Source organism: Streptosporangium nanhuense, assembly GCF_059358815.1.
Window position 1 is genome coordinate 41,937 of the sequence record NZ_JCADBG010000015.1, and the last position, 25,877, is coordinate 67,813.

General features: G+C 71.6%; 23 protein-coding genes and 1 riboswitch. Of the genes, 17 read left to right on the plus strand and 6 right to left on the minus strand.

The window, feature by feature from the left end; translation table 11 throughout:
- Nucleotides 1–35: 35 nt before the first annotated feature.
- On the minus strand, nt 36–2,066 hold the full coding sequence (locus tag AC5L38_RS26870) for a cation:proton antiporter (protein WP_495245592.1): 2,031 nt from the start codon (nt 2,064–2,066) through the stop codon (nt 36–38).
- A 120-nt stretch (nt 2,067–2,186) separates the two neighbouring features.
- On the opposite strand from AC5L38_RS26870, the gene AC5L38_RS26875 reads away from it, so the two are divergent.
- A complete protein-coding gene (locus AC5L38_RS26875; protein ID WP_495245593.1) occupies nt 2,187–2,975 on the plus strand; it encodes a serine/threonine-protein kinase in 789 nt (262 codons plus the stop codon).
- Here the strand turns inward: AC5L38_RS26875 and AC5L38_RS26880 are convergent.
- Nucleotides 2,957–3,565 (minus strand): TetR/AcrR family transcriptional regulator, encoded by a 609-nt coding sequence (locus tag AC5L38_RS26880; RefSeq protein WP_495245594.1) that lies wholly within the window; start codon nt 3,563–3,565, stop codon nt 2,957–2,959. The genes AC5L38_RS26875 and AC5L38_RS26880 overlap by 19 nt on opposite strands.
- An 81-nt stretch (nt 3,566–3,646) precedes the next feature.
- Between AC5L38_RS26880 and AC5L38_RS26885 the strand changes: the two genes are divergently transcribed.
- Both AC5L38_RS26885 and AC5L38_RS26890 read left to right on the plus strand, forming a co-directional pair.
- Nucleotides 3,647–4,570 (plus strand): carbohydrate kinase family protein, encoded by a 924-nt coding sequence (locus AC5L38_RS26885; RefSeq protein WP_495245595.1) that lies wholly within the window; start codon nt 3,647–3,649, stop codon nt 4,568–4,570.
- A 109-nt stretch (nt 4,571–4,679) separates the two neighbouring features.
- On the plus strand, nt 4,680–5,903 hold the full coding sequence (locus AC5L38_RS26890; RefSeq protein WP_495245596.1) for an aminotransferase class III-fold pyridoxal phosphate-dependent enzyme: 1,224 nt from the start codon (nt 4,680–4,682) through the stop codon (nt 5,901–5,903).
- A 79-nt stretch (nt 5,904–5,982) separates the two neighbouring features.
- On the opposite strand, the gene AC5L38_RS26895 is transcribed toward AC5L38_RS26890, so the two are convergent.
- The gene (locus AC5L38_RS26895) at nt 5,983–7,074 is read right to left on the minus strand and encodes a GNAT family N-acetyltransferase (RefSeq protein WP_495245597.1); all 1,092 of its coding nucleotides are present in this window, start codon (nt 7,072–7,074) and stop codon (nt 5,983–5,985) included.
- Nucleotides 7,075–7,253: 179 nt separating this feature from the next.
- Between AC5L38_RS26895 and AC5L38_RS26900 the strand changes: the two genes are divergently transcribed.
- The 10 genes from AC5L38_RS26900 (at nt 7,254) to AC5L38_RS26945 (ending at nt 19,203) form a co-directional block, all read left to right on the plus strand.
- Nucleotides 7,254–8,132, plus strand: coding sequence for a tRNA (adenine-N1)-methyltransferase (locus tag AC5L38_RS26900; protein ID WP_495245598.1), 879 nt, complete (start codon nt 7,254–7,256; stop codon nt 8,130–8,132).
- A 205-nt stretch (nt 8,133–8,337) separates the two neighbouring features.
- The gene (gene arc, locus AC5L38_RS26905; RefSeq protein WP_495245599.1) at nt 8,338–10,101 is read left to right on the plus strand and encodes a proteasome ATPase; all 1,764 of its coding nucleotides are present in this window, start codon (nt 8,338–8,340) and stop codon (nt 10,099–10,101) included.
- Nucleotides 10,102–10,353: 252 nt separating this feature from the next.
- Entirely contained in the window at nt 10,354–11,511 is a 1,158-nt protein-coding gene (locus AC5L38_RS26910; RefSeq protein WP_495245600.1) for an acyltransferase family protein, read from the plus strand.
- Between the two features lie 87 nt (nt 11,512–11,598).
- Complete coding sequence (gene dop / locus AC5L38_RS26915; RefSeq protein ID WP_495245601.1) at nt 11,599–13,116, plus strand: depupylase/deamidase Dop; 1,518 nt, start codon at nt 11,599–11,601, stop codon at nt 13,114–13,116.
- Nucleotides 13,117–13,240: 124 nt separating this feature from the next.
- Nucleotides 13,241–13,374, plus strand: a riboswitch (adenosylcobalamin (AdoCbl) riboswitch).
- A gap of 17 nt (nt 13,375–13,391) precedes the next feature.
- A complete protein-coding gene (locus AC5L38_RS26920) occupies nt 13,392–13,586 on the plus strand; it encodes a CbtB domain-containing protein (RefSeq protein WP_350967788.1) in 195 nt (64 codons plus the stop codon).
- A gap of 7 nt (nt 13,587–13,593) precedes the next feature.
- Nucleotides 13,594–14,337 (plus strand): CbtA family protein, encoded by a 744-nt coding sequence (locus tag AC5L38_RS26925; RefSeq protein ID WP_495245602.1) that lies wholly within the window; start codon nt 13,594–13,596, stop codon nt 14,335–14,337.
- Complete coding sequence (locus AC5L38_RS26930; RefSeq protein WP_495245603.1) at nt 14,334–14,897, plus strand: histidine phosphatase family protein; 564 nt, start codon at nt 14,334–14,336, stop codon at nt 14,895–14,897. Before AC5L38_RS26925 ends, AC5L38_RS26930 begins: the two co-directional genes overlap by 4 nt.
- 76 nt (nt 14,898–14,973) lie before the next feature.
- Nucleotides 14,974–17,142 (plus strand): VWA domain-containing protein, encoded by a 2,169-nt coding sequence (locus AC5L38_RS26935; protein ID WP_495245604.1) that lies wholly within the window; start codon nt 14,974–14,976, stop codon nt 17,140–17,142.
- 142 nt (nt 17,143–17,284) lie between these two features.
- The gene (cobO, locus tag AC5L38_RS26940) at nt 17,285–17,887 is read left to right on the plus strand and encodes a cob(I)yrinic acid a,c-diamide adenosyltransferase (RefSeq protein WP_495245605.1); all 603 of its coding nucleotides are present in this window, start codon (nt 17,285–17,287) and stop codon (nt 17,885–17,887) included.
- Nucleotides 17,881–19,203, plus strand: coding sequence for a cobyrinic acid a,c-diamide synthase CobB (locus AC5L38_RS26945; protein WP_495245606.1), 1,323 nt, complete (start codon nt 17,881–17,883; stop codon nt 19,201–19,203). Before cobO ends, AC5L38_RS26945 begins: the two co-directional genes overlap by 7 nt.
- Nucleotides 19,204–19,516: 313 nt before the next feature.
- Here the strand turns inward: AC5L38_RS26945 and AC5L38_RS26950 are convergent, their stop codons facing one another.
- The 3 genes from AC5L38_RS26950 to AC5L38_RS26960 form a co-directional block, all read right to left on the minus strand.
- A complete protein-coding gene (locus AC5L38_RS26950; RefSeq protein ID WP_495245607.1) occupies nt 19,517–20,356 on the minus strand; it encodes a serine/threonine-protein kinase in 840 nt (279 codons plus the stop codon).
- A gap of 278 nt (nt 20,357–20,634) precedes the next feature.
- Nucleotides 20,635–21,429, minus strand: coding sequence for a serine/threonine-protein kinase (locus tag AC5L38_RS26955; RefSeq protein ID WP_344743373.1), 795 nt, complete (start codon nt 21,427–21,429; stop codon nt 20,635–20,637).
- A gap of 170 nt (nt 21,430–21,599) precedes the next feature.
- Nucleotides 21,600–22,004: a hypothetical protein gene (locus AC5L38_RS26960; protein WP_389913073.1), complete on the minus strand. Its 405-nt coding sequence runs from the start codon at nt 22,002–22,004 to the stop codon at nt 21,600–21,602.
- A 229-nt stretch (nt 22,005–22,233) separates the two neighbouring features.
- Here AC5L38_RS26960 and AC5L38_RS26965 point away from each other — a divergent pair, with 229 nt between their 5' ends.
- The 4 genes from AC5L38_RS26965 (at nt 22,234) to AC5L38_RS26980 (ending at nt 25,835) form a co-directional block, all read left to right on the plus strand.
- Nucleotides 22,234–22,443, plus strand: coding sequence for a ubiquitin-like protein Pup (locus AC5L38_RS26965; protein ID WP_389913070.1), 210 nt, complete (start codon nt 22,234–22,236; stop codon nt 22,441–22,443).
- 918 nt (nt 22,444–23,361) lie between these two features.
- Complete coding sequence (gene prcB, locus AC5L38_RS26970; RefSeq protein ID WP_495245608.1) at nt 23,362–24,180, plus strand: proteasome subunit beta; 819 nt, start codon at nt 23,362–23,364, stop codon at nt 24,178–24,180.
- Nucleotides 24,181–24,205: 25 nt separating this feature from the next.
- Nucleotides 24,206–25,009, plus strand: coding sequence for a proteasome subunit alpha (gene prcA, locus AC5L38_RS26975; protein ID WP_495245609.1), 804 nt, complete (start codon nt 24,206–24,208; stop codon nt 25,007–25,009).
- A gap of 115 nt (nt 25,010–25,124) precedes the next feature.
- Nucleotides 25,125–25,835: a hypothetical protein gene (locus tag AC5L38_RS26980; protein ID WP_495245610.1), complete on the plus strand. Its 711-nt coding sequence runs from the start codon at nt 25,125–25,127 to the stop codon at nt 25,833–25,835.
- Nucleotides 25,836–25,877 lie beyond the last annotated feature (42 nt).

The window sequence follows — 25,877 nt, forward strand, 5'->3', positions numbered from 1 at the left end:
GCACCGCCGGACCGGCGGACCGGCGGGCGGGACGGTCAGGGCCGCGCGGCCGGGGCGACGAGGGCGCGCAGGGCGGAGACGGCCTCGCTCCAGTCGACGGGGTCGGCGTCCTGCTCGGCGCGGACCAGCAGGTGGGCGCCTTCCGGGGCGTTCGCCGTGTCGGCGGCCACGACCAGCGCGCCTTCCGGGACCGGGCCCGAGGTGGCCTCCACCCCGAGCTTGACCAGCCGCTGGGCCAGTGCCGGGGCCCGGCCTCCCCCGGTGAGGACCAGGGGGCGTCCCCGCGACGTCGCGAGGGCGAGCGCCACGTGGACGGCCGCGTCACCCCCCGCGACGTGGTGCACCGCCACAGGGCCGGAGCCGTCGAACGGGGGCGCGGCCGGGGACAGGGCCGGGGACTCCGGTTCTGAGGGCGGCACGGCCGCGGTCACGGTCACCACGCGGCAGGTGGCGCCGTCGCGCACGCCGGCGTGGCCGGGGACGTCGGCGGGCAGCACCAGCAGGTCGGGACGGGCTCCGGAGGCCAGCCCCGGCAGCTCGCCCGCCACGTCCGCGCTGAACCGGCTCACCACCCTGCTGTCCGAGCCGCGTTCGCGGGCCGTGGCGGCCAGCGTCTCCAGCTCCTGAAGGGTCTCGGCCAGCTCGGCCAGCTCCGAGGAGAGGCCGCTGCCGACCTCCAGGCGGCCCGCCGGGTAGGGGCGCAGGTGGCCCAGGACCACCTCGGACGGGACTTTCGAGAGGGCCAGGGTGGTGGCCAGGCCGACCAGCGGGGCCTGCTCGGCGGGAGGTTCCGGCACGATCACCAGCACCCGGTGGGCGGCGGTCACCCCGAGGGCGGCGCGCTCGGCGTCGGCGATGTCGCGGGCCACCCGCCGGTCGGGATAGAGCCTGCGCACCAGCGGGCCGGTCATCGCGGTCGTGACCAGGGCCATGACCACCATGAGCGAGTACAGCTCGTCGTCGAGCACGCCCTTCTGCAGGCCGACGGTGAGGATGACGATCTCGGTGAGCCCCCGCGTGTTGAGCAGGGCGGCCAGCGTCCAGGACTGCCGGGCGGGCAGCCGCTGCGTCCGGGCGGCGGCGTAGGAGCCGAGCACCTTGCCGCCGATCGCGACGGCCAGGATCGCGGCGAGCGTGCCGAGGCTGGACAGGTCGAGCTCGCGCAGGTTGACGTTGAGACCCGCCACCACGAAGAACATCGGCAACAGCAGCAGCACGGCGAGCTGCTCCAGCCGCTCCAGGATCTCGTGGTTGAGCCGCTCCGCCCCCTCGCGGGGCATCACCGTGCCGAACACGAACGCCCCGAAGATGAAGTGGACGTGCATCCACTCGGTGGCCCAGGCCGACGCGATCAGGCCGATGAGCACCAGCGAGAGCAGTCCGGGCGTCAGCCGCCCGGCCCTCTCGTACGCGGGCACCAGGCGGGCCAGCAGCGGCTTGACCACCAGGAACATCACCAGCGCGTACGGCAGGGCGAGCAGGACCTTCCACTGCCCCTCGGCCTCTCCCGCCCCGGCGATGCCCACCACCACCGCCAGGACGGTCCAGGCGAGCACGTCGATGACGGCCGCCGAGGCCAGGGCGAGGCCGCCGAGCGTGATGCGCTGCATCCCCCGGTCGGTGAGGATCCTGGCCAGCACCGGGAACGCGGTGGCCGCCATCGCCGCGCCCATGAACAGCACGAACGGCAGGGTCCTGTCGCCGCCCACGTGCTCGCCCGCGATGGCCAGCGCGAGCACGCAGCCCAGGACGAACGGCACGACCGTCGAGCCGAGGGCCACGGTCACCGCGATCCGGCCCTTGCCCCTGACCAGCTTCTGGTCCAGCTCGAGGCCGACGACGAACATGAACAGCACGAGGCCGACGTTGGCCAGGGCCTGCAGCGGGGGCCGCATCTCGGGGCCGAACAGCTGGTCGCCGACGAGGGGGCCCAGCAGGGTGGGGCCCAGCAGGATGCCCGCCACGATCTCACCGATGACCGGTGGTTGACCGAGCTTCCTGGCCAGTGCTCCGAACAGCCGGGCCGCCGCGAGGACGATGACAAGGTCGAGGAGAAGCAGGTCCATATGGAGCACTTGCCAGCACGCTTTCCGTATGTGAAGAAAAGCCCCGAGAATATCGAGGGCGACGTTACCGTGTGCGGAATGTCGTCGCGAACGTCATGCGGGCATGGAGGGAGACCGTTGGTGGAAGGCATCGCCGATTACGAGTTCGTCCGGTCACTGGGGGCGGGCAACCACGGCGAGTTCTACTTGGCGAAGAGGCCGGAACGGTTGCCGGTCGAGGCGGACCTGGTCGCGGTGAAGGTGGTGGGCGGCACCGGGAACGACGCGTTCCGCCGCGCGACGAGGGAGTTGAAGGCGTTCGCCGCGGTGCGCTCGCCCTATCTGGTGCGGCTCTACGACGCCGGGCAGCAGGGCGGGGTGTTCTACTACTCGATGGAGTACCTGCCGGGCGGCTCGCTGTCGCGCCCCGCGGAGCCCCCCTCGCGCGAGCGGGTGCTGCGCGCGGTCGCCTGCGTCTCCCACGCGGCGCAGGCGCTGCACGAGGAGGGGATCGTCCACCGTGACATCCGCCCCGGCAACGTGCTGCTCACCGGCGACGGCGGCAAGCTCTCGGACCTGGGCCTGTCGCAGGTGCTGACGCCGGGCGCGACGGTGACCGGGATGGGCGACATCGGTTCGGTGGAGTTCACCGATCCCACGCTGTTGCAGGGGGAGACCCCCACACCGGCGGGAGACGTGTGGTCGCTGGGCGCGACGCTGCACCGGGCGGTGAGCGGCAACGGGCTCTACGGGGAGCTGCCCACCCACGACCCGCTGCTGACCCTGCGCAAGCTGAACAGCACGCCGCCGTCGATCGACCCGGGCCTGGAGCCCGAGCTGTCGGACCTGGTCCAGTCCTGCCTCGGCGACGTGGCCAAGCGGCCCACCGCCAGGGGGGTGGCCGACCGGCTCTACGCGCTGCTGGCCTGAGAGGGGCGGAGGCGGTCCAGCTCGGCGTCGAGCATCCGTTCCAGGCGCGCGGCGCCTAGCCTGTCCGGGTAGAGCAGGTGGTGCGCGCTCAGCCCGTCGACGAGGGCGAGCAGCCGCTCCGTGACGTCGTCGAGGTCGTCGGCCGTGGCGATCTCCCCGCAGCCCGCCGCGGCGCCGAGCAGGCTGCGTACCAGATAGCGCAGCTCCTCGGCCTCGGCGCGCTGTGCCTCCAGCATCGCGGGGCTGGTCATGCTGCGGCTCCAGAAGCCGATCTCCAGCCCGCTCTCCCCGGCGCGCTCCTCGTCCAGCGGGAGGTTGTCCAGGAGGAGCTCGCGCAGCGCGGCCAGCCCGGTGAGACCCGCCAGCTTGCCGCGCAGGCGCTCCACGATGCGCCGGTGCGAGGAGCGCAGCGCCGACAGCATGATGTCGTCCTTGTCGGCGAAGTAGTGGGTCAGCACCCCGTTGGAGTAGCCGGCCTCCTTGGCGATGGCCCGGGTGGTGGCGGCCTCGATCCCCTCGCGCAGGATGATGCGGCGCGCGGCCTCGACGACCTCCTCGCGGCGCTCGCCGTGATTGACGATCTTCGGCATCTCTTCCTCCCCGAACGGATTCGTTGACATTTTAGTCGGTCGCCCGTCTATTATCCGCTGAAGACACGAGGAGGACTCGCTATGACCGTCGTCACCCTCGGCGTGCACATCGTGGACGTGCTCGCCAGACCGGTGGAGTCGATTCCCGCCGGGCAGGACACCCACCTGCTGGAGCAGATCCGCGTCACCGCCGCGGGCGCCGCGGCCGCGACCGCCGTCGATCTGGCCGCGCTCGGCGTCCCGGTGGCCTCGGTGGGAGCGATCGGCGACGACGAGCTCGGGGACCTGCTCGTCATGATGATGAGGCGGCGCGGGGTGGAGGTGGCCGGGATCGTCCGCAGGCCGGGGGAGCAGACCGCCGCCTCGATCCTGCCGATCCGTCCCGACGGCGGACGCCCCTCCTTCCACGTCCCCGGCGCCAACCTGGGCCTGTCCACCGCCGACGTCGCCCGCGAGACCGTCCTCGGCGCGCGGGCCGTGCACCTGGGCGGCATGGACGTCACCTGGGGCCTGTACGACCCCGCGTTCTACGCGCTGCTGGACGAGGCGCGGGCGGCGGGCACGATCGTGACCATGGACCTGCTGTCCAACATGCCGGACCTCATGCAGGGGGTCCGCGGCTTCCTGCCGCACGTCGACTACCTCCTGCCCAACGAGGAGCAGGCGCTGCTGATGAGCGGCGCCGCCGACGTGGAGGAGGCCGCGCTGTCCCTGCTGGCCCTGATGCCGGAGGGGCCCTCGGCCGTCCTGGTCACGCTCGGCGCGGACGGGAGCCTGATCGCCGACGCGAAGGGCCTCACCCGTGTTCCCGCCCTGGACGTGCCGGTGGTCGACACCACCGGGTGCGGTGACGCCTACTGCGCCGGGTTCGTCGCCGGCCTGGTCGACGGCCGCGACGTGGAGGGCGCCGCGCGGCTCGGCACCGCGCTGGCCGCCCGCGTCGCCGGGGGCCTCGGCTCGGACGCGGGCCTCGACGGGGCGCGGGAGCTCCGGGACGAGAAGTGACCTCGCCGCCCGTACGGACCCACCTCCCCGGGGTCCGTACGGGCGGCGAAAGCGGCACCCGGCCGCCGGAACGCATCCGGACGTGAACCCAGACGTGAAAGGACGACGCATGTCCATCGACGCCAAACTCAGGGAGCGGGCCGCCAAGGTCGTCCCCGGCGGCATGTACGGCCACCTGAACGCGGCCCTGCACGGTCCCGCCTACCCGCAGTTCTTCGTCGGTGGCGAGGGCTGCCGCCAGCGTGACGCCGACGGGCGCGAGTACGTCGACCTCATGTGCTCCTGGGGGCCCATGGTCCTCGGCCACCGTCACCCCGCCGTCGAGAGCGCCGTCGCGACCCAGCTCGCCGCGGGCGACTGCCTCAACGGCCCCGGCCCCGTCTACGTGGAGCTCGCCGAGCTGCTGGTGGAGACCGTCCCGCAGGCCGACTGGGTGATGTTCTCCAAGAACGGCACCGACGCCACCACCCAGGCGCTGATGGTCGCCCGCGCCGCCACCGGCAGGACCAAGGTCCTCATGGCGCACGGCGCCTACCACGGGGCCGACCCGTGGTGCACGCCCGGCACGGCGGGGACCACCCCCAACGAGCGGGCGGACCTGGTCGAGTTCACCTACAACGACCTGGCCAGCGCCGAGGCCGCCGCGGCCCAGGCGGAGGGCGACGTCGCCGCGATCATCGTGACGCCGTTCAAGCACGACTCGTTCGAGGACCAGGAGCTCGTCGCCGTGGAGTTCGCCCGGGGGGTACGGGCCCTGGCCGACCGGATCGGCGCCGCGCTGGTGATCGACGACGTGCGCGGGGGCTGGCGGATCGACCTGGGCGGCTCCTGGGAGCCCCTGGGCGTGCGCCCCGACCTGTACGCCTTCAGCAAGGCCATGGCCAACGGCCACCCGATCGCCGCCGTCACCGGGGTGGACTCCCTGCGCGGGCCCGCCCAGACGCTCTACTCCACCGGCTCCTTCTGGTTCAACGCCGCCCCGATGGCCGCGGCCAAGGCCACGATCGAGACGTTGCACGCCATCGACGGCATCGCCCTGATGGAGCGCGCGGGCACGCGCCTGCGCGAGGGCCTCGCCGCCCAGGCCGCCTCCCACGGTTTCACGGTCAACCAGACGGGGCCGGTGCAGATCCCGTGGCTCTCCTTCGAGGGCGACGCGACGCTGGACAAGGGCATGTTCTGGGCCGCGGCCTGCCTGGAGGAGGGGGTCTACCTCCACCCGTGGCACAACTGGTTCCTGTCCGCCGCCCACACCGACGCCGACATCGACCGGGCGCTCCAGGGCACCGACGCCGCCTACGCCAAGCTCAGGGCCCGCTTCGGCGCCGACTGAGCCCGCCGGGGCCCGCCGGGGCCCGCCCGGACCCGCGCTGGGACGGGTGAGCGGGCCGGGACGGGTGAGCCGTGTGCGGCTAATGCCGGGCGTCGCCCCGCAGGCGGTACCACTGGACGTCGTCCAGGCGCGTGCCGCCGGGGCCGGGCAGCAGCCCGCGCAGCAGGGCCTCCCGGGTGAAGCCCGCGCGCTCCAGCACGCGGTGCGAGGCGACGTTGCCGGGCGAGGTGCCGGCGATGATCCGGGCCAGGGAGGTGTGCTCGAAGGCCCAGCCGACCAGCAGGTCCACCGCCCTGGCGGCGAAGCCCCTGCCGCGGAACTCCGGCAGCACGCTGTAGCCGGTCATGGCCTGCCCCAGCGGGGGGATCACCCCGCTGAGCTGGATGTCCCCGGCGAACGCGCCCGTCTCGGCGTCCAGGATCGCGATCTCCGCCCCCGTGCCGGCCAGCCGGCTCGCGCCGGCGGTGCGGCAGCGCTCCTCGGCCTGCTCGAAGGTGGTGGGCTCGGAGGGGACGCTGTACTTCATGATGTCGGGCAGGTTCCGCAGCGCCAGGTAGTCGGCGGTGTCGGCGGCGGTGAGCGGCCGCAGCCGCACCACCCCGTCGGTCAGCGAGCCGCCGGGGAAGTCCGGCAGGAGGGGCCGCACGCGCTCGCCGGAGTCGCCGGGCAGGCGCGCGAAGGCCACCAGGTCGTGGCGGGTGCCGTCACGCTGCTCCTCGGCCCCGCGCCGCACGCCCTCGCGCTGGAAACCCGCGGCCAGGGCGACCCGCTGGCTGGGCAGGTTCTCCACGTTGGCGAACAGCTCGACGCGCCCGGCGCCGTGGTCGAACCCCCACCTGGCCAGCGCGGAGACGGCGGCCGTGGCCACCCCGCGGCCCCGCGCCCACGGCGCGACCAGGTAGCCGATCTCGGTGACGCCTCGGGGACGGGCCATGAGACCCATGTTGCCCAGCCACTCGCCCGTGCCCGCGTCCGCGATCGCGAACGGCGCCCCTCCGGTCTGCCACTCCTGCCGTGTCAGCTCCAAATACTGGAGCGCGTCGTCCCGGGTGTAGGGCACGGGAATGAGGGGGAGGAAGCGGATGATCTCCGGGTCGGCGCAGGCCCGGACGATCGCCTCGGCGTCGTCGGGGGCCAGCGGCCTCAGGACGACGGGGCCGGCTGGAATCACATCATGGGAGAACACACCACAACAGCTACCAGGTGCCGCTTTAAGGGGCGAATCATTTCGTGGATCACCTCCGCCCGTCCCCCTCTCGCGTCGCGGGATCCCGGCACGCCCCCTCGTGCCCGCGTCCGGGGCGCCCCGGCGGTCCGAGGACACCGCCGCGCGCCGATAACCTTGCCGTCATGGGTTTTCGCAGGCATGGGCCGTTTCAGGCCGGGGATCAGGTTCAGCTCACCGACCCCAAGAACAAGCGTCACACGGTGACGTTGAAGGAAGACGGCGTGTTCCACACGCACAAGGGCGGGATCCCGCACAGTGAGCTGATCGGCCAGCCCGAGGGCTCGGTGGTGCGTTCGTCCGGCGGCACCCAGTATCTGGCGTTCAGGCACCTGCTCCAGGACTACACGCTGTCCATGCCGCGCGGCGCCGCGGTGATCTACCCCAAGGACTCGGCCCAGATCGTGGCCATGGCCGACATCTTCCCCGGGGCCAAGGTGGTGGAGGCGGGCGTCGGCTCCGGCGCGCTCACCTGCTTCCTGCTGCGCGCCGTCGGCGCCGAGGGCACCCTCACCTCGTACGAGCGGCGCCAGGACTTCGCCGAGATCGCCACCAAGAACGTGGAGAAGTTCTACGGCGGCCCGATGAAGCAGTGGCGCCTGGTGGTCGGCGACTTCGTCGAGGATCTCGACGAGAGCGACGTCGACCGGATCATCCTGGACATGCTCGCCCCCTGGGAATGTGTGGACGCCGCGGCCCGGGCTCTCACCCCGGGTGGTGTGATCTGCTGTTATGTCGCGACCACAACCCAGCTGTCGCGGACGGTCGAAACTCTGCGGGAGCACGGGAGTTTCACCGAGCCCCATGCGTGGGAGACCCTGGTTCGTGACTGGCATGTCGAGGGGCTGGCGGTGCGGCCCGACCACAGGATGGTCGGCCACACCGGGTTCCTGGTCACGGCCCGTCGCATGGCCGACGGGGTGACGCCACCACCTCGACGTAGACGTCCGGCGAAGGGGGCACATGGCGAGGAGTCCACGACTTCCACGTCTTCCGCCACATGATGACGATTCGGCCACGACGGTCCTTGAGAGCGTGACACGGAAGCAGACCTTCGTGTTCTTATACTTCTAGGACTAAAAGCGCCAAAAGGGATTAATCATCACGCACTTAATGTAGTCATATGAACACTGCTCAGCCAGGTAAGGGACAGCCCTCAGATGGGTAGGGTTTTGAGTAGTCGGTCTCGACTGGGAAGGAGGTGACGCCGTGGCAGCTCGCGACGACGCTGAGGCTCGTGCCGCGCAGCGCGAACGGGAGGTCGCCGACCTCACAACACAGGTCTCCTTCCTGCAGGAGGAGATCACCGCGTTGCGTCGGAAGCTTACGGAGTCTCCCCGGCAGGCCAGGATTCTCGAAGAGCGTCTCCATGACGTGCAGGCGAACCTCGCGGCCGTAACCGGCCAGAACGAGCGTCTGGTGGCCACCCTCAAGGAGGCCAGAGACCAGATCGTCGCCTTGAAGGAAGAAGTGGACCGGCTGGCGCAACCGCCGTCCGGGTTCGGTGTGTTCCTCGAAACCAGGGAAGACGGCACGGTGGAGGTCTTCACCGGTGGCCGCAAGCTCAGGGTGAACGTGAGCCCCGCGGTGGACGTCGAGGCGTTGAAGCGTGGCCAGGAGGTCATGCTCAACGAGGCGCTCAACGTGGTCGAGGCCCTCGGCTTCGAGGAGCTGGGCGAGATCGTGATGCTCAAGGAGCTCCTTGAGGACGGCCAGCGCGCGCTGGTGATCTCGCACGCCGACGAGGAGCGGGTGGTGAAGCTCGCCGAGTCGCTGATGGACCAGCCGATCCGGGCGGGCGACTCCCTGCTGCTCGAACCCCGCTCGGGCTACGTCTACGAGCGGATTCCCAAGTCCGAGGTCGAGGAGCTCGTCCTGGAGGAGGTGCCCGACATCTCCTACGAGGAGATCGGCGGGCTCATGCGGCAGATCGAGCAGATCCGGGACGCCATCGAGCTCCCGTACCTGCACGCCGACCTCTTCCGCGAGCACAAGCTCCGCCCGCCCAAGGGCGTCCTGCTCTACGGCCCGCCCGGCTGCGGCAAGACGCTCATCGCCAAGGCCGTCGCCAACTCCCTGGCCAAGCAGGTCGCGGAGAAGACCGGCCAGTCCGGCAAGAGCTTCTTCCTCAACATCAAGGGCCCCGAGCTTCTCAACAAGTACGTCGGCGAGACCGAGCGGCACATCCGCCTGGTCTTCCAGCGGGCTCGCGAGAAGGCCTCCGAGGGCACCCCGGTGATCGTGTTCTTCGACGAGATGGACTCGATCTTCCGGACCCGAGGCTCGGGCGTCTCCTCCGACGTCGAGAACACCATCGTTCCCCAGCTCCTGTCGGAGATCGACGGCGTCGAGGGCCTGGAGAACGTCATCGTGATCGGCGCCTCCAACCGCGAGGACATGATCGACCCGGCGATCCTGCGGCCCGGCCGCCTGGACGTCAAGATCAAGATCGAGCGGCCGGACGCCGAGGCGGCCAAGGACATCTTCTCCAAGTACCTCATCCCCGAGCTCCCGCTGCACGCCGAGGATCTCTCCGAGCACGACTCCAACCGCCAGGAGACCATCTCCGGCATGATCCAGCGGGTCGTCGAGCGGATGTACACCGAGAGCGAGGAGAACCGCTTCCTCGAGGTGACCTACGCCAACGGCGACAAGGAGGTCCTGTACTTCAAGGACTTCAACTCCGGCGCGATGATCCAGAACATCGTCGACCGCGGCAAGAAGATGGCGATCAAGCAGTTCCTGGAGACCGGGCAGAAGGGCCTGCGGATCCAGCATCTGCTGGCGGCCTGCGTGGACGAGTTCTCCGAGAACGAGGACCTGCCCAACACCACCAACCCCGACGACTGGGCCCGCATCTCCGGCAAGAAGGGCGAGCGGATCGTCTACATCCGCACCCTCGTGACGGGCAAGCAGGGCACCGAGGCCGGCCGCTCCATCGACACGGTGGCCAACACCGGCCAGTACCTGTAACCACCTGTAGCCACGGGTGACCGGCGGCGCGGCTCTCCTCGTGAGAGCCGCGCCGTCGCTGTCTTTCAAAACTTTCACTGATATTTGGCGATTAGTGAGCCTTAGTCCTTTTTGTCCCCTTTTCTTGGTAGTTCCGTACCTTCTTTCACACCCGTCCCGTAAGTGAAAGGAAATAGACAGCCGCCCCTGGGAACCCAACTGATCGAGATGCCGTCCAAGTGGCGTGCGTGAACATTCCGGCCCGGCCGCCCGGTGAACGGCACGGGCTCCCGCGAGGCGCTTCGGGGAAGTGGCCGCCTCGCCGAGCTCGACCTCCTGCGCTTCCTCGCCGCCATCGCGGTGCTCGCCTTCCACTACTTCATCGCCTTCGCCTCGGTGTGGGGCGAGCGCCCGGCCGAGCTGTTCCCGGCGATCTCCACCGTCTCCGGGCTCGGCATCCTCGGCGTCGAGCTGTTCTTCATGATCAGCGGCTTCGTGATCCTGATGAGCATCTGGGGGCGGGGCCTGGGGGCGTTCGCCCTCTCCCGGCTGGTGCGGCTCTTTCCCGCCTACTGGGTCAGCGTGGCCGTCACCGCCGCGGTCTACGGGCTGACCGCCGCCACGGCCCTGGACCCCAAGCTCAGCCTCGGCGAGTACGGGGTCAACCTCACGATGCTCCAGCGGGCCTTCGGCGTCTACGACGCCAACGGCGTCTACTGGTCGCTCTGGGTGGAGCTCCGCTTCTACGTGCTGATCTCGATCCTGGTGATCATCGGGGTGACGCTCAACCGCTGCCTGGTCTTCATGGGCGTCTGGCTGCTGGCGGCCGGGTTCTTCACCGGGAGCGAGGAGGCCTGGGTCGATCTCGTGGTCATGCCCAAGTACGCGGCGTACTTCGTCGGCGGCATGGCGTTCTTCCTGATGACGAGGTTCGGTCCCAGGCTCGTCCTGTGGTGCCTGGCGGGGATCAGCGGGGGCCTGGCCGTCAACGCGGCGCTCGACCGGGTGGCCGGGCGGATCGAGAACGTCGGCTACGCCGCGATGCCCGTGCCCGAGTGGGCCGTGGTCGCCACCGTGGTGGGTTTCTACGCCCTCATGGCGATGGTGGCACTCGGCTGGCTGGGGTGGCTGCGCTGGCGCGGCCTGGTCGTCCTGGGGGCGCTGACCTACCCGCTCTACCTGTTCCACACCCCGGCCGCGGTGCTGATCGTCCCCGCCCTGCGGGACGTGCTGCCGCCCGCGCTGACCGCGCTGGTCACCGTGCTGGCCGCGATGGCGTTCTCCTACCTGGTGTACCGGGTGGCCGAGCGCCCGCTTCAGGAATTCGTCAAGTCCAGGAGGCGGAGAAGGGGCACATCCCCGCCCTCGTCACAGTTCCCCGCGCTCTCCTCGATCCCCCTCTCAACGGGCGAAAAGGCTTCGGTGCCATAACTGTCCGACCACCGGGCATAGTGAAGGGTCTAGGGTCGGGAATAGATACCACGGAGAGAAACAGTCCCTGACGAACAGAGGGTGCGCATGACGGTACGGCGGGTGATGGGCATCGAGACCGAATACGGCATCTCCGTGCCCGGACAGCCGGGGGCCAACGCGATGGTGACCTCCTCTCAGGTCGTGAACGCCTATCTGGCGGCCTCGGCCGCCAGGGCACGGCGCGCGCGATGGGACTTCGAGGAGGAGAACCCGCTGCGGGACGCACGGGGGTTCGACCTCGCGCGGGAGGTGGCCGACCAGAGCCAGCTGACCGACGAGGACCTCGGCCTGGCAAACGTGATCCTCACCAACGGGGCCCGGCTGTACGTCGACCACGCCCACCCCGAATACTCCACGCCCGAGTGCACCAATCCCCGGGCGGCGGTGATCTGGGACAAGGCGGGCGAGCGGGTGATGCACGACGCGGCGGTCCGCGCCTCGGCGATGCCGGCCAACGCCCCGATCCAGCTCTACAAGAACAACACCGACAACAAGGGCGCCTCCTACGGCTGCCATGAGAACTACCTCATGCGCCGGGCCACCTCGTTCGCCGACATCGTCAGGCACCTGACGCCGTTCTTCGTCTCCCGGCAGGTCGTCACCGGCGCGGGCAAGGTCGGCATCGGCCAGGACTCCCGGGGCGAGGGCTTCCAGATCAGCCAGCGGGCCGACTTCTTCGAGGTCGAGGTGGGCCTGGAGACGACGCTCAAGCGGCCGATCATCAACACCCGGGACGAGCCCCACGCCGACCCGGAGAAATACCGCCGCCTGCACGTCATCATCGGCGACGCCAACATGTCGGAGATCTCGACCTACCTGAAGCTGGGATCGACCGCGCTCGTCCTGGCCATGATCGAGGACAACTACTTCACCCGCGACCTGGCCGTGGACAACCCCGTCCAGGCCCTGCGCGCGGTCTCGCACGACCCGACGCTGAAGTACGAGATCGCCATGCGCGACGGCCGCAAGCTGACGGCGGTGCAGCTGCAGATGGAGTACCTGGAGCTCGCCCGCAAGTACGCCGAGGAGCGCAGCGCCAACGGCCTGGACGAGCCCACCAAGGACATCCTGGAGCGCTGGGAGTCGGTCCTCACCCGCCTGGCGGAGGACCCGATGCAGCTGTCCCGGGAGCTCGACTGGGTGGCCAAGCTGGAGCTCCTGGAGGGCTACCGCACCCGTGACGGCCTTCCCTGGTCGCACCCGCGCCTGCAGCTCGTCGACCTCCAGTACTCCGACATCCGTCCCGACCGGGGGCTCTACAACCGGCTGGTCGCCCGGGGCCGCATGCAGCGCCTGGTCACCGAGGAAGAGGTCCAGCGGGCGATCGAGGTGCCGCCCAACGACACCCGGGCCTACTTCCGCGGCCGTTGCCTGAGCCAGTACAGCGAGTCGGTGGCCGCAGCCTCCTGGGACTCGGTCATCTTCGACATCCCCGGCCGCGAGTCGCTGCAGCGCGTCCCCACCCTTGAGCCGCTGCGCGGCACCAAGGCCCACGTGGGCGAGCTGTTCGACCGCTGCCGTACCGCCGCGGAGCTGGTGACGGCGCTGACCGGCGAGCAGTGACCTCCTGAAAGGAGGGGGCGGCCCGGCCGGGCCGCCCCCTCCTTCGGCGTGCCTGGACCCCACGCTGACCGGATCCCGGCAAACCGGACACTCGGATTGACGAGGGACGGAGAACCGGGATACGTTCCGGGTGTTTTGTGGCGGTGCGAGGGAAATCCGGTGAGATTCCGGTGCGGTCGCGCCACTGTAACCGGCTCCCCGGAGCCGGAAGCCAGGTCACACTCGGCCGCCACCGACCTACGAAAAGGGACGCGTCAATCCCGGAGGAGGTAGCCGTGAGCCAGATCTCGGCACCGCACGTTCAGCCCATCCCATGGCCCTCGCTCACCCGCTGGCTGCTCGCCGTACCGGTGCTGCTGCTCCTCGCCTACCTGGTCACCTTCGACCAGGGAGCGATCTCCCAGGCGGGAAACTACCTGCACGAACTCATGCACGACGGGCGTCATCTGCTCGGCGTTCCGTGCCACTGAGCCACAGGTGATCACCAAACTCATCGTCCGGGGCCTCGTCGCCGGACTGCTCGCAGGGCTGCTCGCGGCCGTCTTCGCCTACACCGTCGGCGAACCGCGCATCGACCAGGCCATCGCGCTGGAGGAGGCGGCCGCCGCGGCCGCCGCCCCGGCCGGATCACACGACGACACCGGTGCCGCCGCCCACTCCCACGACGAGGAGGAGGCCCTGGTCAGCAGGGACGGCCAGCGCTTCGGGCTCTTCCTCGCCCTCGGCCTGTACGGCCTGGCGGTCGGAGGGCTGTTCTCCCTCGTCTACGCGGCCGTACGCGGCCGGGCGGGGCCCCGCTCGGAACCGGTGCTCGCGGTGAGCCTCGCCGCCGCCGCGTTCACCTCCGTCGTCCTCATCCCTTTCGTGAAATATCCAGCCAACCCGCCGGCTGTCGGCGACCCGGAGACCATCAACCAGCGCACCGTGCTCTACCTGGTCGCGGTGGTCATCGGGATCCTCGCCGTCGCCGCGGCCGTCGCCGCCTACCGCTACGCCTCGCGGAGCGAGCCGTGGGTGCGCTGGCTGTCGGCGGGCGCCACCCTCCTGGTTCCCGTCGTCGCGGCCTGGATCCTCCTGCCGGAGATCTCGGAGGTGCCCCAGGGCTTCCCCGCCGACCTCCTGTGGGACTTCCGGGTCGCCTCCATCGGGACACAGGTGGTCTTCTGGGCCGGTGTCGGCGCGCTGTTCGCCTTCGCCGCCCGCAGGCGCGGCCCGGTGTGACGACCCCCTCGGGGGTCACCCGCCTGCTCCTGGTCTGCCACGCCTCCACCTCGGCAACGGTACGGGCCGCGTTCCCGGGTGACGAACCACTCGACGAACGCGGCCTGCGCCGGGCCGAGGGGATGGCGCGGGACCTCGGCCCGGGACCCGCGGCCTGCCCGGCCGAGCTGCGCTGCGTCCAGACGGCGGCGGCGCTCGGCCTGCGGGCCGAGCGGGATCCGCTGCTGGCCGACTGCGACTACGGCCGCTGGAGCGGGATGACGCTCGGCGAGGTCGAGGCCGCCGAGCCCGAGGCGCTCGCCTCCTGGCTCGGCGACCCCGGCGCGGCGCCGCACGGCGGGGAACCGGTCACCGCGCTCCTGGCCAGGGTGTCCGGCTGGCTCGCCGCCCGCGCCCCCGGCAGGGCCGTCGCGATCACCCACCCGGCGGTCATCCGCGCCGCGGTCGTCCACGCCCTCGGCGCCCCCGCCCGGTCGTTCTGGCGCGTCGACGTCGCGCCACTGGCCCGTGTGACGCTCACCGGGCGCGGCGGGCACTGGCGGCTCAGCTACTTCCCATGACGGTTCGCCGACGGTTCGAGCACCCGGCGACCCCTTGACTCGACTGACCCGACGAGACGGACAGGAGATCCCGAAGGTGCGTGACTCCCGCTATCCCTTCACCGCGATCGTGGGGCTGGAGGACCTGAAACTCGCGCTGATCCTCAACGCGGTCTCCCCCCGCGTCGGGGGAGTGCTGGTCAGGGGGGAGAAGGGCACCGCCAAGTCCACGGTCGTGCGGGCGCTGGCCGCGCTCCTGCCGCCCGTCGAGGTGGTGGCCGGCTGCCGCTTCTCCTGCGACCCCGCCGCCCCCGACCCCGGCTGCCCGGACGGGCCGCACGAGGCCCGTACGGGAACGGAGCCCCAGCCCGGTGAAGCTCAGCCGGACGGAGCCGAGCCGGGCGGGGCGCGGGACGGCGCCGCGCGGCCCGCCCGCCTGGTCGAGCTGCCCGTCGGCGCCTCCGAGGACCGCCTCGTCGGCTCCCTCGACATCGAGCGCGCCCTCACCGAGGGCGTGAAGTCCTTCGAACCCGGCCTCCTGGCGAGCGCCCACCGGGGCGTCCTGTACGTGGACGAGGTCAACCTCCTGCACGACCACCTGGTGGACCTGCTGCTCGACGCCGCCGCCCTCGGCACCTGCTACGTCGAGCGCGAGGGGGTGTCGGTGCGGCACGCGGCCAGGTTCCTGCTGGTCGGGACGATGAACCCCGAGGAGGGAGAGCTGCGCCCGCAGCTGCTCGACCGCTTCGGGCTGACCGTGGAGGTCCGGGCCTCGCGGGAGCCGTCCCAGCGGGTGGACGTGGTACGGCGCCGCCTGGCCTACGAGACCGACCCCGACGCCTTCGCCGCCGCCTGGTCGGACGAGGAGCGGGCGCTGGCCGCGCGCATCGCCGAGGCGCGTGCCAGGGTGCCCCACGTCGTGCTGCCGGACGCGGCGCTGCTCAGGATCGCCACCGTCTGCGCGGGGTTCGAGGTGGACGGGCTCCGGGCCGACCTGGTCACCGCCGGTGCGGCGATCGCGCACGCCGCCTGGCAGGGCCGCGCCTTCGTCACCGCCGACGACGTACGGGAGGCGGCCAGGCTCGCGCTCCCGCACCGCCGCCGCCGCGACCCCTTCGACGCGCCGGGCCTGGACGAGTCCAAGCTCCAGGACCTCCTGGACCGGATTCCCGACGACCCCGAGGAGCCCGACGACCCCGGCGGCCCCGGCGGCCCCGGGGGCACCGACCCCGACGGGGGGCCGGACGGACCGGCGCCCGACGGCGGCCCCGAGGCCGAGGACGCCACCTCGGACGGCCGGGGCGACTCCGGCGGGGACGCCCCCCGGTCCGGGACCCAGGAGGGCCCGGACGTCCCGGGTGGTCCCGGGCCCGGGACGGGAGAGTCCCCGGACTCCACCACCACCTCCGCCGCGAACCCCGGTGAGGCGCGGGAGGCGGCCGGGGGAGCACCGGCCCGCGAGCGGACCTTCGACGCCGAGCCCGGGGGCAGGACCCGGTTGTTCACCGTCCCCGGCGTCGGCGCCGGAGCACCCGGCCGCCGGTCGCGCGCCAGGACGCCCCTGGGCCGCACCACGGGGGCCCGGGTCCCCGAGGGCCACACCGGCTCCCTCCACCTGCGGGCCACCGTCGGCGCCGCCGCCCCGTACCAGGTGGCGCGGGGCAGGAGCGGACCGGGACTGCTGCTGCGGCGCGGTGACCTCAGGGAGGCGGTCCGCGAGGGCCGCGAGGGCAACCTGGTGCTGTTCGTGGTGGACGCGAGCGGTTCCATGGCCGCCAGGCAGCGCATGCGGGCGGTCAAGACCGCGGTGCTCGGCCTGCTGCTCGACGCCTACCAGCGCCGGGACAAGGTCGGGCTCGTCACCTTCCGCGGCGCCCGCGCCGACCTGGTCCTGCCGCCGACCTCCTCCGTCGAGGCCGGAGCGGCCCGGCTGCGCGAGCTCCCCACCGGGGGGCGTACCCCGCTGGCCGCGGGCCTGCTGCGGGCCGCGGAGGTGCTGCGGGTCGAGCGCCTGCGCGACCCCTCCAGGCGCCCGCTGGTGGTCCTGGTCACCGACGGGCGGGCCACCTCGGGCACCGTCGAGGAGTCCCACCGCGCGGCGGGACTGCTGGCCGGGGTCGCGGGTGTGGTGGTCGACTGCGAGGGCGGCCACGTGCGCCTCGGCCTCGCCGCCTCGCTGGCGGCGCGGATGGGCGCGGAGACCGTACGCCTCGACGACCTCACCGACCTGGCGGGGATGGTCCGCGAGCGGCGCGGCGCCGCGTGACCGCGAAGGGCCGCCGAGGACGGCGAGAACGGCGAGACCGGCGAGAACGGCGTGCCGCACGAAAACGACCGGCGGGTAGGGACGCCGCGCCGCATGACAGCCGTATGACAGTGAGCCGTACGACAGTGAGGGGAGGGCGACGATGCCGCAGGGCAAACCCGTCAGCGTGCCCGAGGACGGCCTGACCACCAGGCAGCGCCGCACCCGGCCGCTGCTGATCGTCCACACGGGGCCGGGCAAGGGCAAGTCCACCGCCGCCTTCGGCCTGGCCCTGCGCGCCTGGAACCAGGGCTGGCCGATCGGGGTCTTCCAGTTCGTGAAGTCCGCCAAGTGGCGCATCGGCGAGGAGCGGGCACTGCGGGTGCTCGGCGACTCCGGTGAGGGCGGACCGGTCTCCTGGCACAAGATGGGCGAGGGCTGGTCCTGGATCCAGCGTCCGGGCAGCGAGGAGGACCACGCCGCCGACGCCCGCGAGGGCTGGGAGCAGATCAAGCGCGACCTCGCCGCCGAGACGTTCCGGCTGTACGTGCTCGACGAGTTCACGTACCCCATGAAGTGGGGCTGGATCGACGTCGAGGAGGTGGTCGAGACCCTGCGCGGCCGCCCCGGCGGCCAGCACGTCGTCGTCACCGGCCGTGACGCCGACCCCCGGCTGCTCGACGCCGCCGACCTCGTCACGGAGATGGGCAAGGTCAAGCACCCCATGGACGCCGGGCAGAAGGGGCAGAAGGGCATCGAATGGTAGCCCGTCTGGTCATCGCGGCCCCCGCCTCCGGGGCGGGCAAGACGACCGTGGCGACCGGTCTGATGGCCGCCCTCGCCCGCCGGGGCATGGCGGTCTCCCCGCACAAGGTGGGGCCCGACTACATCGACCCCAGCTACCACGCCATGGCCACCGGCCGCCCGGGCCGCAACCTCGACCCCTGGCTGGTGGGGGAGGAGCTCGTCGCCCCGCTGTTCCTGCACGGCGCCGCCGGGGCGGACGTCGCGGTCGTGGAGGGCGTGATGGGCCTGTACGACGGCGCGGGCTCCACCGAGTTCGCCTCCACCGCGCACGTCGCCAGGCTGCTCGGCGCCCCGGTGGTCCTGGTCGTGGACGCGGCCAAGCAGAGCCGCTCCGTGGCGGCGCTGGTGCACGGCTTCGCCTCCTACGACACCCGGATCAGGCTCGGCGGGGTGATCCTCAACCGGATCGGCTCCGAACGGCACGAGGCCATCTGCCGCGAGGCGCTCGCCGAGAGCGGTGTCCCGGTGCTCGGCGCGATCCGCCGCAGCGACGCCGTCGCCACCCCCTCCAGGCACCTGGGCCTGGTTCCGGCCGCCGAGCGCCGTACCCAGGCCGTGCGGGCCATGGACGCCGTCGCGGACCTGGTCGCCGCCTCCTGCGACCTGGAGGAGATCCTGCGCCTGGCCCGTACGGCGCCGCCGCTGGCGGCCGTCCCGTGGAGTCCCGGGCCGCCCGCCGCCCCCGTCACGCGGATCGCCGTCGCCGGGGGGCAGGCCTTCACCTTCGGCTACACCGAGCAGGCCGAGCTGCTGGCGGCGGCGGGCGCCGAGGTCGTCCCCTTCGACCCGCTCGTCGACGAGACCCTCCCCGAGGGGGTCCGGGGGATCGTCATCGGGGGCGGCTTCCCCGAGGTCTACGCGGCAGAGCTGTCGGCCAACGAGCCGCTGCGCGAGCGGGTCGCCGCGTTCGACGGGCCGATCTCGGCCGAGTGCGCGGGCCTGCTCTACCTCGCCAGGAGGCTGGACGGCAGGCCGATGTGCGGGGTCCTCGACATCGAGGCCAGGATGACCGGCACCCTCACCCTCGGCTACCGGGACGCGGTGGCCGTCCGCGACTCGCCGCTCACCAGGGCCGGGGAGCGCTACCGGGGTCACGAGTTCCACCGCACCGCGGTCGAGCCCGCCCCCGACCTGCCGCTGTTCCGCTGGCGGGGCGGCGCCGACGGGTTCGCCGACGGCCGGGTCACCGCCTCCTACCTGCATCTGCACTGGGCCGGCAGCCCCCGGCTGGCCTCCAGGTTCGTCGAGGCCTGCCGTCGCGTCCCGGTCGTCTGACTTCTCCCGCTCCGGGCGGCTCGGACCGGTCGGAATTCCCGCACCGGTTCGAGCCGGTTCGAGCCGGTTCGCGATGGTTGGCGATGGTTCAGGGAAGAACCGAGGTGTTTCACCCGCCAGGAATGCCAGAAATATCGAGACTTGGCTTTTCGGCGGTTTTCTGGCTCCCTCCGTTCCGGTGAATTCCGCCCATTCGGAGAAACGCGCCCGGCCCGGCCGTCGCGGACCCGGGACACCGGACGGGGAAAAGACACCCTCCTCGCCTCGAATGCCCGCTCGAAGGCGCGTGAGGTCCCGTGAGGTCCCGTGAGGTCTACGTGAAGGTGTCCGGTGGCAGCCGGGCCGCGGGCAGCCGTGGCGGGGCCAGGGCCACCCCCTCGGTGTGGAGGATCGCCGACAGCATGCGGCCCGCCTGCCCCATGCTGATGCGGGCCGCCGGGTCGCGCCGGAGCAGCCCCTCCAGGACGGGCCACAGCAGCCCCGCCCGCGCCACCGCCTCCTGGCGCCCGCCACCCCCCGGGTCGCGCTGCGCCGGAGTACGGGAGAGGGGGCGCGGCGGCCGGCCCTCCACCGCGAAGTACAGGCTCGCCCCGAACGACCACAGATCGCCCGCCGGGGTCGGCGGCCCGCCCCGCAGCCGCTCCGGCGCGACGAAGGTGGGAATGTGGGCCAGCGGCACGGTCGCGGAGGTGCCGGGGTCGCCGTGCAGCGCCGCGATGCCGAAGTCGGCCAGCACCACCCGGTTGCCGGTCAGCAGGATGTTGCGCGGGTTGATGTCACGGTGCAGGACACCCGCCCCGTGCGCGTGGCGCAGCCCGCTCAGCAGCTGGAAGCCGATCCACGCCGCCCAGTGGATCGGCAGGTGGCCCAGGTGCCGTACGGTCTCCTTGAGCGTGAGGGCCTCCAGCAGCTCCATGACGATCCAGAGCCGCCCGTCCTCCTCCAGCAGGTCGTGCACGGAGATCACCGCCGGGTGGTTCAGCCTCCCGGCCGAGCGTGCCTCGCGCAGCGCCCGGCGTCGCGCGTCGTGCATGTCGGCCCCGTTCTCGTCGAACCGGGGCTGGATCTCCTTGATCGCCACGTTCCGCCCGAGCAGGGAGTCGTGGGCTCGCCACACCGTGCCCACGCCGTCCCGCCCGATCAGCGAGGCCAAGTGATAACGATCACCTAGTAAGCGTGCCTTTCCCGCATCTGTTCCCATGAATCACCTGCTGCACATAGAAGCCGGGCCCCTCAGCCGATTCATATTTTCACCCGGAACGGCGCGCTATGTGATTACTTACAGTGATTCTCTGTAACGATTTAGACGCATGGGCATGATGGGATTTTTTGCCCTGTCCGTAAACCCTGATTGCGGATTCAAGAAAATAGTCCAGGGATTGGTGAAAGTGTTTCGGAAACGCTCGAAAACGGTTTCAGGCCGCAACGGTTTCAGGCCGCGCTGAAGCAGCGCACGTCCTCCAGCATCTTCGAGGTCCGCTCGGCACTCAGCCGCGCCCGCGGGTCCTTGCGCAGCAGGCCCCGCAGCACCGGCTCCAGGGCGCCCGCCCGCTTCGGCGCGCGCGGCGGCTCGCGCAGCGCCGCGACCAGCGCCGCCATCGAGTTCACCGTGCGGAACGGGGTCCTGCCCTCCACCGCCATGTACAGCGTCGCGCCGAACGACCACATGTCCGCCTCGCGGGTGCCGCCCCTGCCCTGCAGCGCCTCCGGCGCGATGAACGCCGGGGTGCCCCGCGTCGAGGTCGTGGCCGCGCCCTCCGGCGCGGCGAAGCCGAAGTCGGCCAGCACCACCCGGTCGCCGGTCAGCATGATGTTGGCGGGCTTGATGTCGCGGTGGATCACCCCGCCGTCGTGCGCGTGCCGCAACGCCTCCAGCAGGCGGCACCCCATCGCCGCCACCAGGTCCACCGGGAGCGGGCCCGCCTGTACGAGCGTGTCGTGCAGCGTCAGCGCCTCCAGGAACTCCATGACGATCCAGAGGCGCTCGGCCTCCTCGGTGAGGTTGTGCACCGTCACGATGCCCCGGTGGCTCAGCCGCGCCGCCATGCGCGCCTCCCTGACCACCCGCCGCCGCTGCTCGGCCGCGGCGGCCCCCGGTGGCAGGAGTATCTCCTTGAGGGCCACCTCTCGCTCCAGAAGCAGGTCGTATGCGCGCCAGACGACGCCGGTCGCCCCCTGGCCGACGCGTGAGACGAGCTTGTATCTGCGCGCGATGATGGTACTCACCCCCCAATGATCGCAGTTTCCAGCCCCGAAGGCCTACCTGGAACGTTCCTTATCTCCCCAGGAGTGTCGGATCTGCCCGGATTCGTGGGTGACGATGCTCACACGAGGTGCGTACGGGCTCGGGAAGCCCGTGTGCGCCTCGCGCGAGACCGCGCTGAGGGGTTGGAGCGTCACAGCAGGCCGACGCCGAGCAGCAGGGTGCCCGCGCCCAGTGACACCCCACCCGCCGGGACCAGCCAGATCAGCCTGTTCGGCTTCGTGTCGGAGGGGCGCACCACGGACAGGAAGAAGCCCAGCGGCATCAGGATGGGCGCCACCGCGATCAGGATCCGGGACAGGTCTTTCAAGCCGCCGGACAGGTCCGCCCGGTCGATGTAGAGCAGCGCGACGAGCGCGAAGAGCACCAGGACGCCCGCGTGCGCGTGCCCGGCCCGCCACAGGCCACGCCGTACCGGATTGTCCATGTATCCGGGGATGCCGCGCATGATGTGCGCGAGCAGGGAGACCCCGCCGAAGGCCACGGCGGGCACGGTGATGAGGAGTATTCCCGCTGTGCTCAGCGACGACGGTGACATGGGGAGCCTCTCGTTGGATAGTGGTGCTAGCCAATTATTGGATAGGGGTGCTATCCAGTCAAGGGCACAAGAATTTGCCTTGGAGGACTCGGGGAGGGTTCCCTGGCGGACAGGAACTCGGCACGGCCCGTGCGGGCTCCCGTAAAGATCGCGGGACGATCCGCGCGCAATGTCGCCCGGTTCGGGGAAGATATGAATCAGATCCGTCCCCCAGGTGGAGGTGCCACACATGGCAAGCAAGGACACCGGCGGCCAGAAGCAGACCGGCCGTACCGACAAGGAGGTCGAGGAGACCGCCCAGGCGGAAACCTCCGACGTCCAGGAGCGCCACGAGAAGCTTTCCGATGACGTCGACGCGATCCTCGACGAGATCGACGAGGTCCTTGAGGAGAACGCCGAGGAGTTCGTGAGGAGTTACGTGCAAAAGGGCGGTCAGTAGCCCGCCCGGTGGAATCCGGGGTCGGGGGTGGGGCGGATCCGGCGAGGAGCCGATCCGGCGAGGAGCCGGAGGACCCGTCCTGACCGCGACCCGGCCCGGCGCCCGCCGGGCCCGGCGGGTGGGTGACGTGCGGCCGTCCCCGCCGGGAGCGGCTTCGCGGCCGTTCCGCCGCCGAGCGCCGCGAGCGTGTTGAGCCGATCAGTTGAGCCGATCAGGGGAGGCCCCTCCGGGAACGGTTCCCGGAGGGAATGAGCACCGTCCGGAGTGCGCGGCGGGAAGGCGCGGGCCGAGTTCGGCCGCGACCGTTCCCGGTCCGGCGGGCCGGCCGTTTCCCGCCGGTCCCGCCACCTCCGTGACGAGAGCCGGCGCGGTGGAGGACCACGAGCCCCGGCCCCCGCGACGTCCCTTCCGCGGGTGCGGCCCCGTGTCCCCCTGAAAGCGCGTCCCCGTGCCCTCGCCGAGCCTCCCCGGGCGTCCCTGGGCGCCGTCCCGTCTTCCCCGCGAGCTCGTCCTCGTGCCCTCCGTGAGCCTCCGCCCTCTTCGTGGAAGCGCGGCCCCGCGCCCTCCGCGAGCCCCTGCCTCCCTCGGGGGCCGGCCCGTGCGGCGGGGGATCCACCGCGGCCCCGAGCGCCCTCCGCGGGCGCCCCACGCCTCCTCGCGGTCCGGCGGATCCGGGCCCGTCGCCACCTTCACCGCATCCGTCGTCTTCGTCGCCTTCGCCGCGTCCGGGGGGTTCCGCGACGGATCCGGCGACCGGTACCGATCACCCGCGAAGATTCAAAAGCCCGCCGCGAGGGGTTCGCGCTGAGCTGATCCAGGGAAGTGCAAGCAGCACGGCAAGATGAGTAAGGTCGGGCCTTAAAGGACTGCACCTTTGGAGGGAGTCGCGTGGGATCTCACAGGGACCTGCCCGCCGGCATGGTGAATCATATCTTTACCGACACCGGGAGCTCCTCGTTCACCGAGTTTGTCAGGTCCCATTCGCCGGACTTGCTGCCTGGCCGTAACGAGACCTTGGCAACTCCGGTGGGCGACCAGATCCCGCACGCCACCACGATCGTCGCGGCGATGTGCGCCGGTGGCGTGGTGATCGCGGGCGACCGCCGGGCGACCTCCGGCAACATCATCTCCCAGCGTGACATGGAGAAGGTGTTCCGCACCGACGACCACTCCGGCATGGGCATCGCCGGGGCGGCGAGCACCGGCATCGAGATGGCCCGCCTCTACCGGGTGGAGCTCGAACACTACGAGAAGCGCGAGGGCCGCACGCTCTCGGTGGCCGGCAAGGCCAACCGGCTCGCCACGATGATCCGCGGCAACCTGCCGATGGCGATGCAGGGGCTCGTGGTCGTCCCGCTCTTCGCCGCCTACGACCCCGACGTCGACGGCGGCCGGATCTTCAGCTACGACGTGGGCGGCGGCCCCTACGAGCAGCGCAGGCACCACGCGATCGGGTCCGGCTCGATCTTCGCGCGGGGCGCCCTGAAGAAGCTCTACCGCGAGGGCGCCTCCCCCGAGGACACCGTGCTGACGCTGATCCAGGCCCTCTACGACGCGGCCGACGACGACTCGGCGACCGGCGGCCCGGACGTGATCCGCAAGATCTGGCCCGTCGTCGCGGTGATCACCGCCGACGGATACCACCGGCTCCCCGACGAGGAGGTCGGAGAGCTCGTCCAGGTCGTTGTCGAATCCCGCGCGGACCGCCCCGACGGCCCCGTCGCCCCGCTGCGCTAACACGAGAGGATCACCCCAGGTGTCCATGCCTTTTGGATATGTCTCGCCCGAGCAGCAGATGCGGGACAAGGCGGACTACGCGCGCAAGGGGATCGCGCGGGGCCGTAGTGTCGTCGTCCTGCAGTACGAGGACGGCATCCTGTTCGTCGCGCCCAACCCGTCCCGGGCCCTGCACAAGATCAGCGAGATCTACGACAAGATCGGGTTCGCCGCGGTCGGCCGCTACAACGAGTTCGAGGCCCTGCGCCTCGGCGGCATCCGGTACGCCGACATCAACGGCTACACCTACGCCCGCGACGACGTCACCGCCCGTGGCCTGGCCAACCTCTACGCCCAGAACCTCGGCCAGATCTTCACCGAGTCGCTGAAGCCGTTCGAGGTGGAGATCGTGGTCGCCGAGGTCGGCGACTCCTCCGACGAGGACCACATCTACCGGCTGACCTTCGACGGCTCGGTCTTCGACGAGGCGGGCCTGGTCGCCATGGGCGGCCAGGCCGAGGCGGTGGCGGGCCGTCTCAAGGAGCGCTACCACGACGGCCTGTCGCTGGCCGAGGCGCTGGAGGCGGCGCTGTTCGCGCTGACCGAGCCGGGGGGCGAGCGCTTCCCGGCGAGCCAGCTGGAGGTGGCGGTGCTCGACCGCAACCGGCCGCACCGCAAGTTCCTGCGGCTCAACGGCCCCAGGCTGGAGCGGCTGCTGGCCGACGGGGCCCCCGCGGCCGAGTCGGCCGCCCAGGCGGCCGCGGGCGAGAACCCCCTTTCCGCGCCCGAGACGCCCGGCGTCCCGCCGACCGCGCCCGACGGCGACATCGACACGGGATCCAGCGGCTGACCGCGCCCGACGACGACACGAAGCGCCGCCCCCGTCACGGGGGCGGCGCTTCGATGTGTCGTGGATCACACCCTCTCCGGGCAACCGACACCGCCTCGCGGTGGTCCCAGACTGTGTGAAGAACGCCATCCCGCGCGCCTGGACCAGGCTCGTCCCTCCTTTGACCGCTCCCGCCGCCCCGCGAGGGGCCGGCGCGGCGCTCGCCCTGCTCGCGGCCGCGGCGCTGGTGTCCGGCTGCGCCGCTTCCCCCGCTGTGACCGCCTCCGCCCCCTCCCGTGCCGCGACCCCTGCCGCGACCCCTGCGACGAGCTCCGCCGCGTCCGCCTCCTCGTCGGGCGCGCCCGACGCCTCCGCGCGGCCCGTCCCCGCCGCCACGCCCGAGATCTTCGGTACCGAGTTCCAGGCCGCTCCCGAGCACGACTGGAGCAAGGGACGGCCGCCGCCCTTCGAGGGCGTCCTGCGCGGCTGGCTCACCGACGTGGACGACGACGGGGTGGCCGAGTACCGGCCCATCCGGTTCGTCCAGAAGGGCGGCGAGGACGGCCACTTCGACGGCCCCGAGGAGGGCGACGTGGTCCGCTACCTGGCGCCCGTCGCCGAGGACGTCCGGTTCCTCGCCGACAGCGGCTGCGACGGCACGACGCAGACGTACGACAGGGCCACCAACCTCGGCACCGAGAGCTGCACCCGCGAGACGCTGATCGCCAACGTCAAGGAGGCCGCCTCCCTGACCGGGGTGGAGGGCCTGTACCGGCCGGCCCTCATCACCACCGAGAACGGCAGGATCACCAAGGTTGTCGAGATCTTCTGGCAGGGCGGGGGCTGATCGCGGCCGCCGATCCCGGCGCCTCCGCACCACCCGCGTCCG

Bases quoted from the DNA above. Each gene is read 5' to 3' on its own strand.
- AC5L38_RS26870 (WP_495245592.1), bottom strand. From the start codon at position 2,066: ATGGACCTGCTTCTCCTCGACCTTGTCATCGTCCTCGCGGCGGCCCGG.
- AC5L38_RS26880 (WP_495245594.1), bottom strand. From the start codon at position 3,565: ATGCCGAAGATCGTCAATCACGGCGAGCGCCGCGAGGAGGTCGTCGAG.
- AC5L38_RS26885 (WP_495245595.1), top strand. From the start codon at position 3,647: ATGACCGTCGTCACCCTCGGCGTGCACATCGTGGACGTGCTCGCCAGA.
- AC5L38_RS26890 (WP_495245596.1), top strand. From the start codon at position 4,680: ATGTCCATCGACGCCAAACTCAGGGAGCGGGCCGCCAAGGTCGTCCCC.
- AC5L38_RS26900 (WP_495245598.1), top strand. From the start codon at position 7,254: ATGGGTTTTCGCAGGCATGGGCCGTTTCAGGCCGGGGATCAGGTTCAG.
- dop (WP_495245601.1), top strand. From the start codon at position 11,599: ATGACGGTACGGCGGGTGATGGGCATCGAGACCGAATACGGCATCTCC.
- cobO (WP_495245605.1), top strand. From the start codon at position 17,285: ATGCCGCAGGGCAAACCCGTCAGCGTGCCCGAGGACGGCCTGACCACC.
- AC5L38_RS26945 (WP_495245606.1), top strand. From the start codon at position 17,881: ATGGTAGCCCGTCTGGTCATCGCGGCCCCCGCCTCCGGGGCGGGCAAG.
- AC5L38_RS26960 (WP_389913073.1), bottom strand. From the start codon at position 22,004: ATGTCACCGTCGTCGCTGAGCACAGCGGGAATACTCCTCATCACCGTG.
- AC5L38_RS26965 (WP_389913070.1), top strand. From the start codon at position 22,234: ATGGCAAGCAAGGACACCGGCGGCCAGAAGCAGACCGGCCGTACCGAC.
- prcB (WP_495245608.1), top strand. From the start codon at position 23,362: ATGGTGAATCATATCTTTACCGACACCGGGAGCTCCTCGTTCACCGAG.
- prcA (WP_495245609.1), top strand. From the start codon at position 24,206: ATGCCTTTTGGATATGTCTCGCCCGAGCAGCAGATGCGGGACAAGGCG.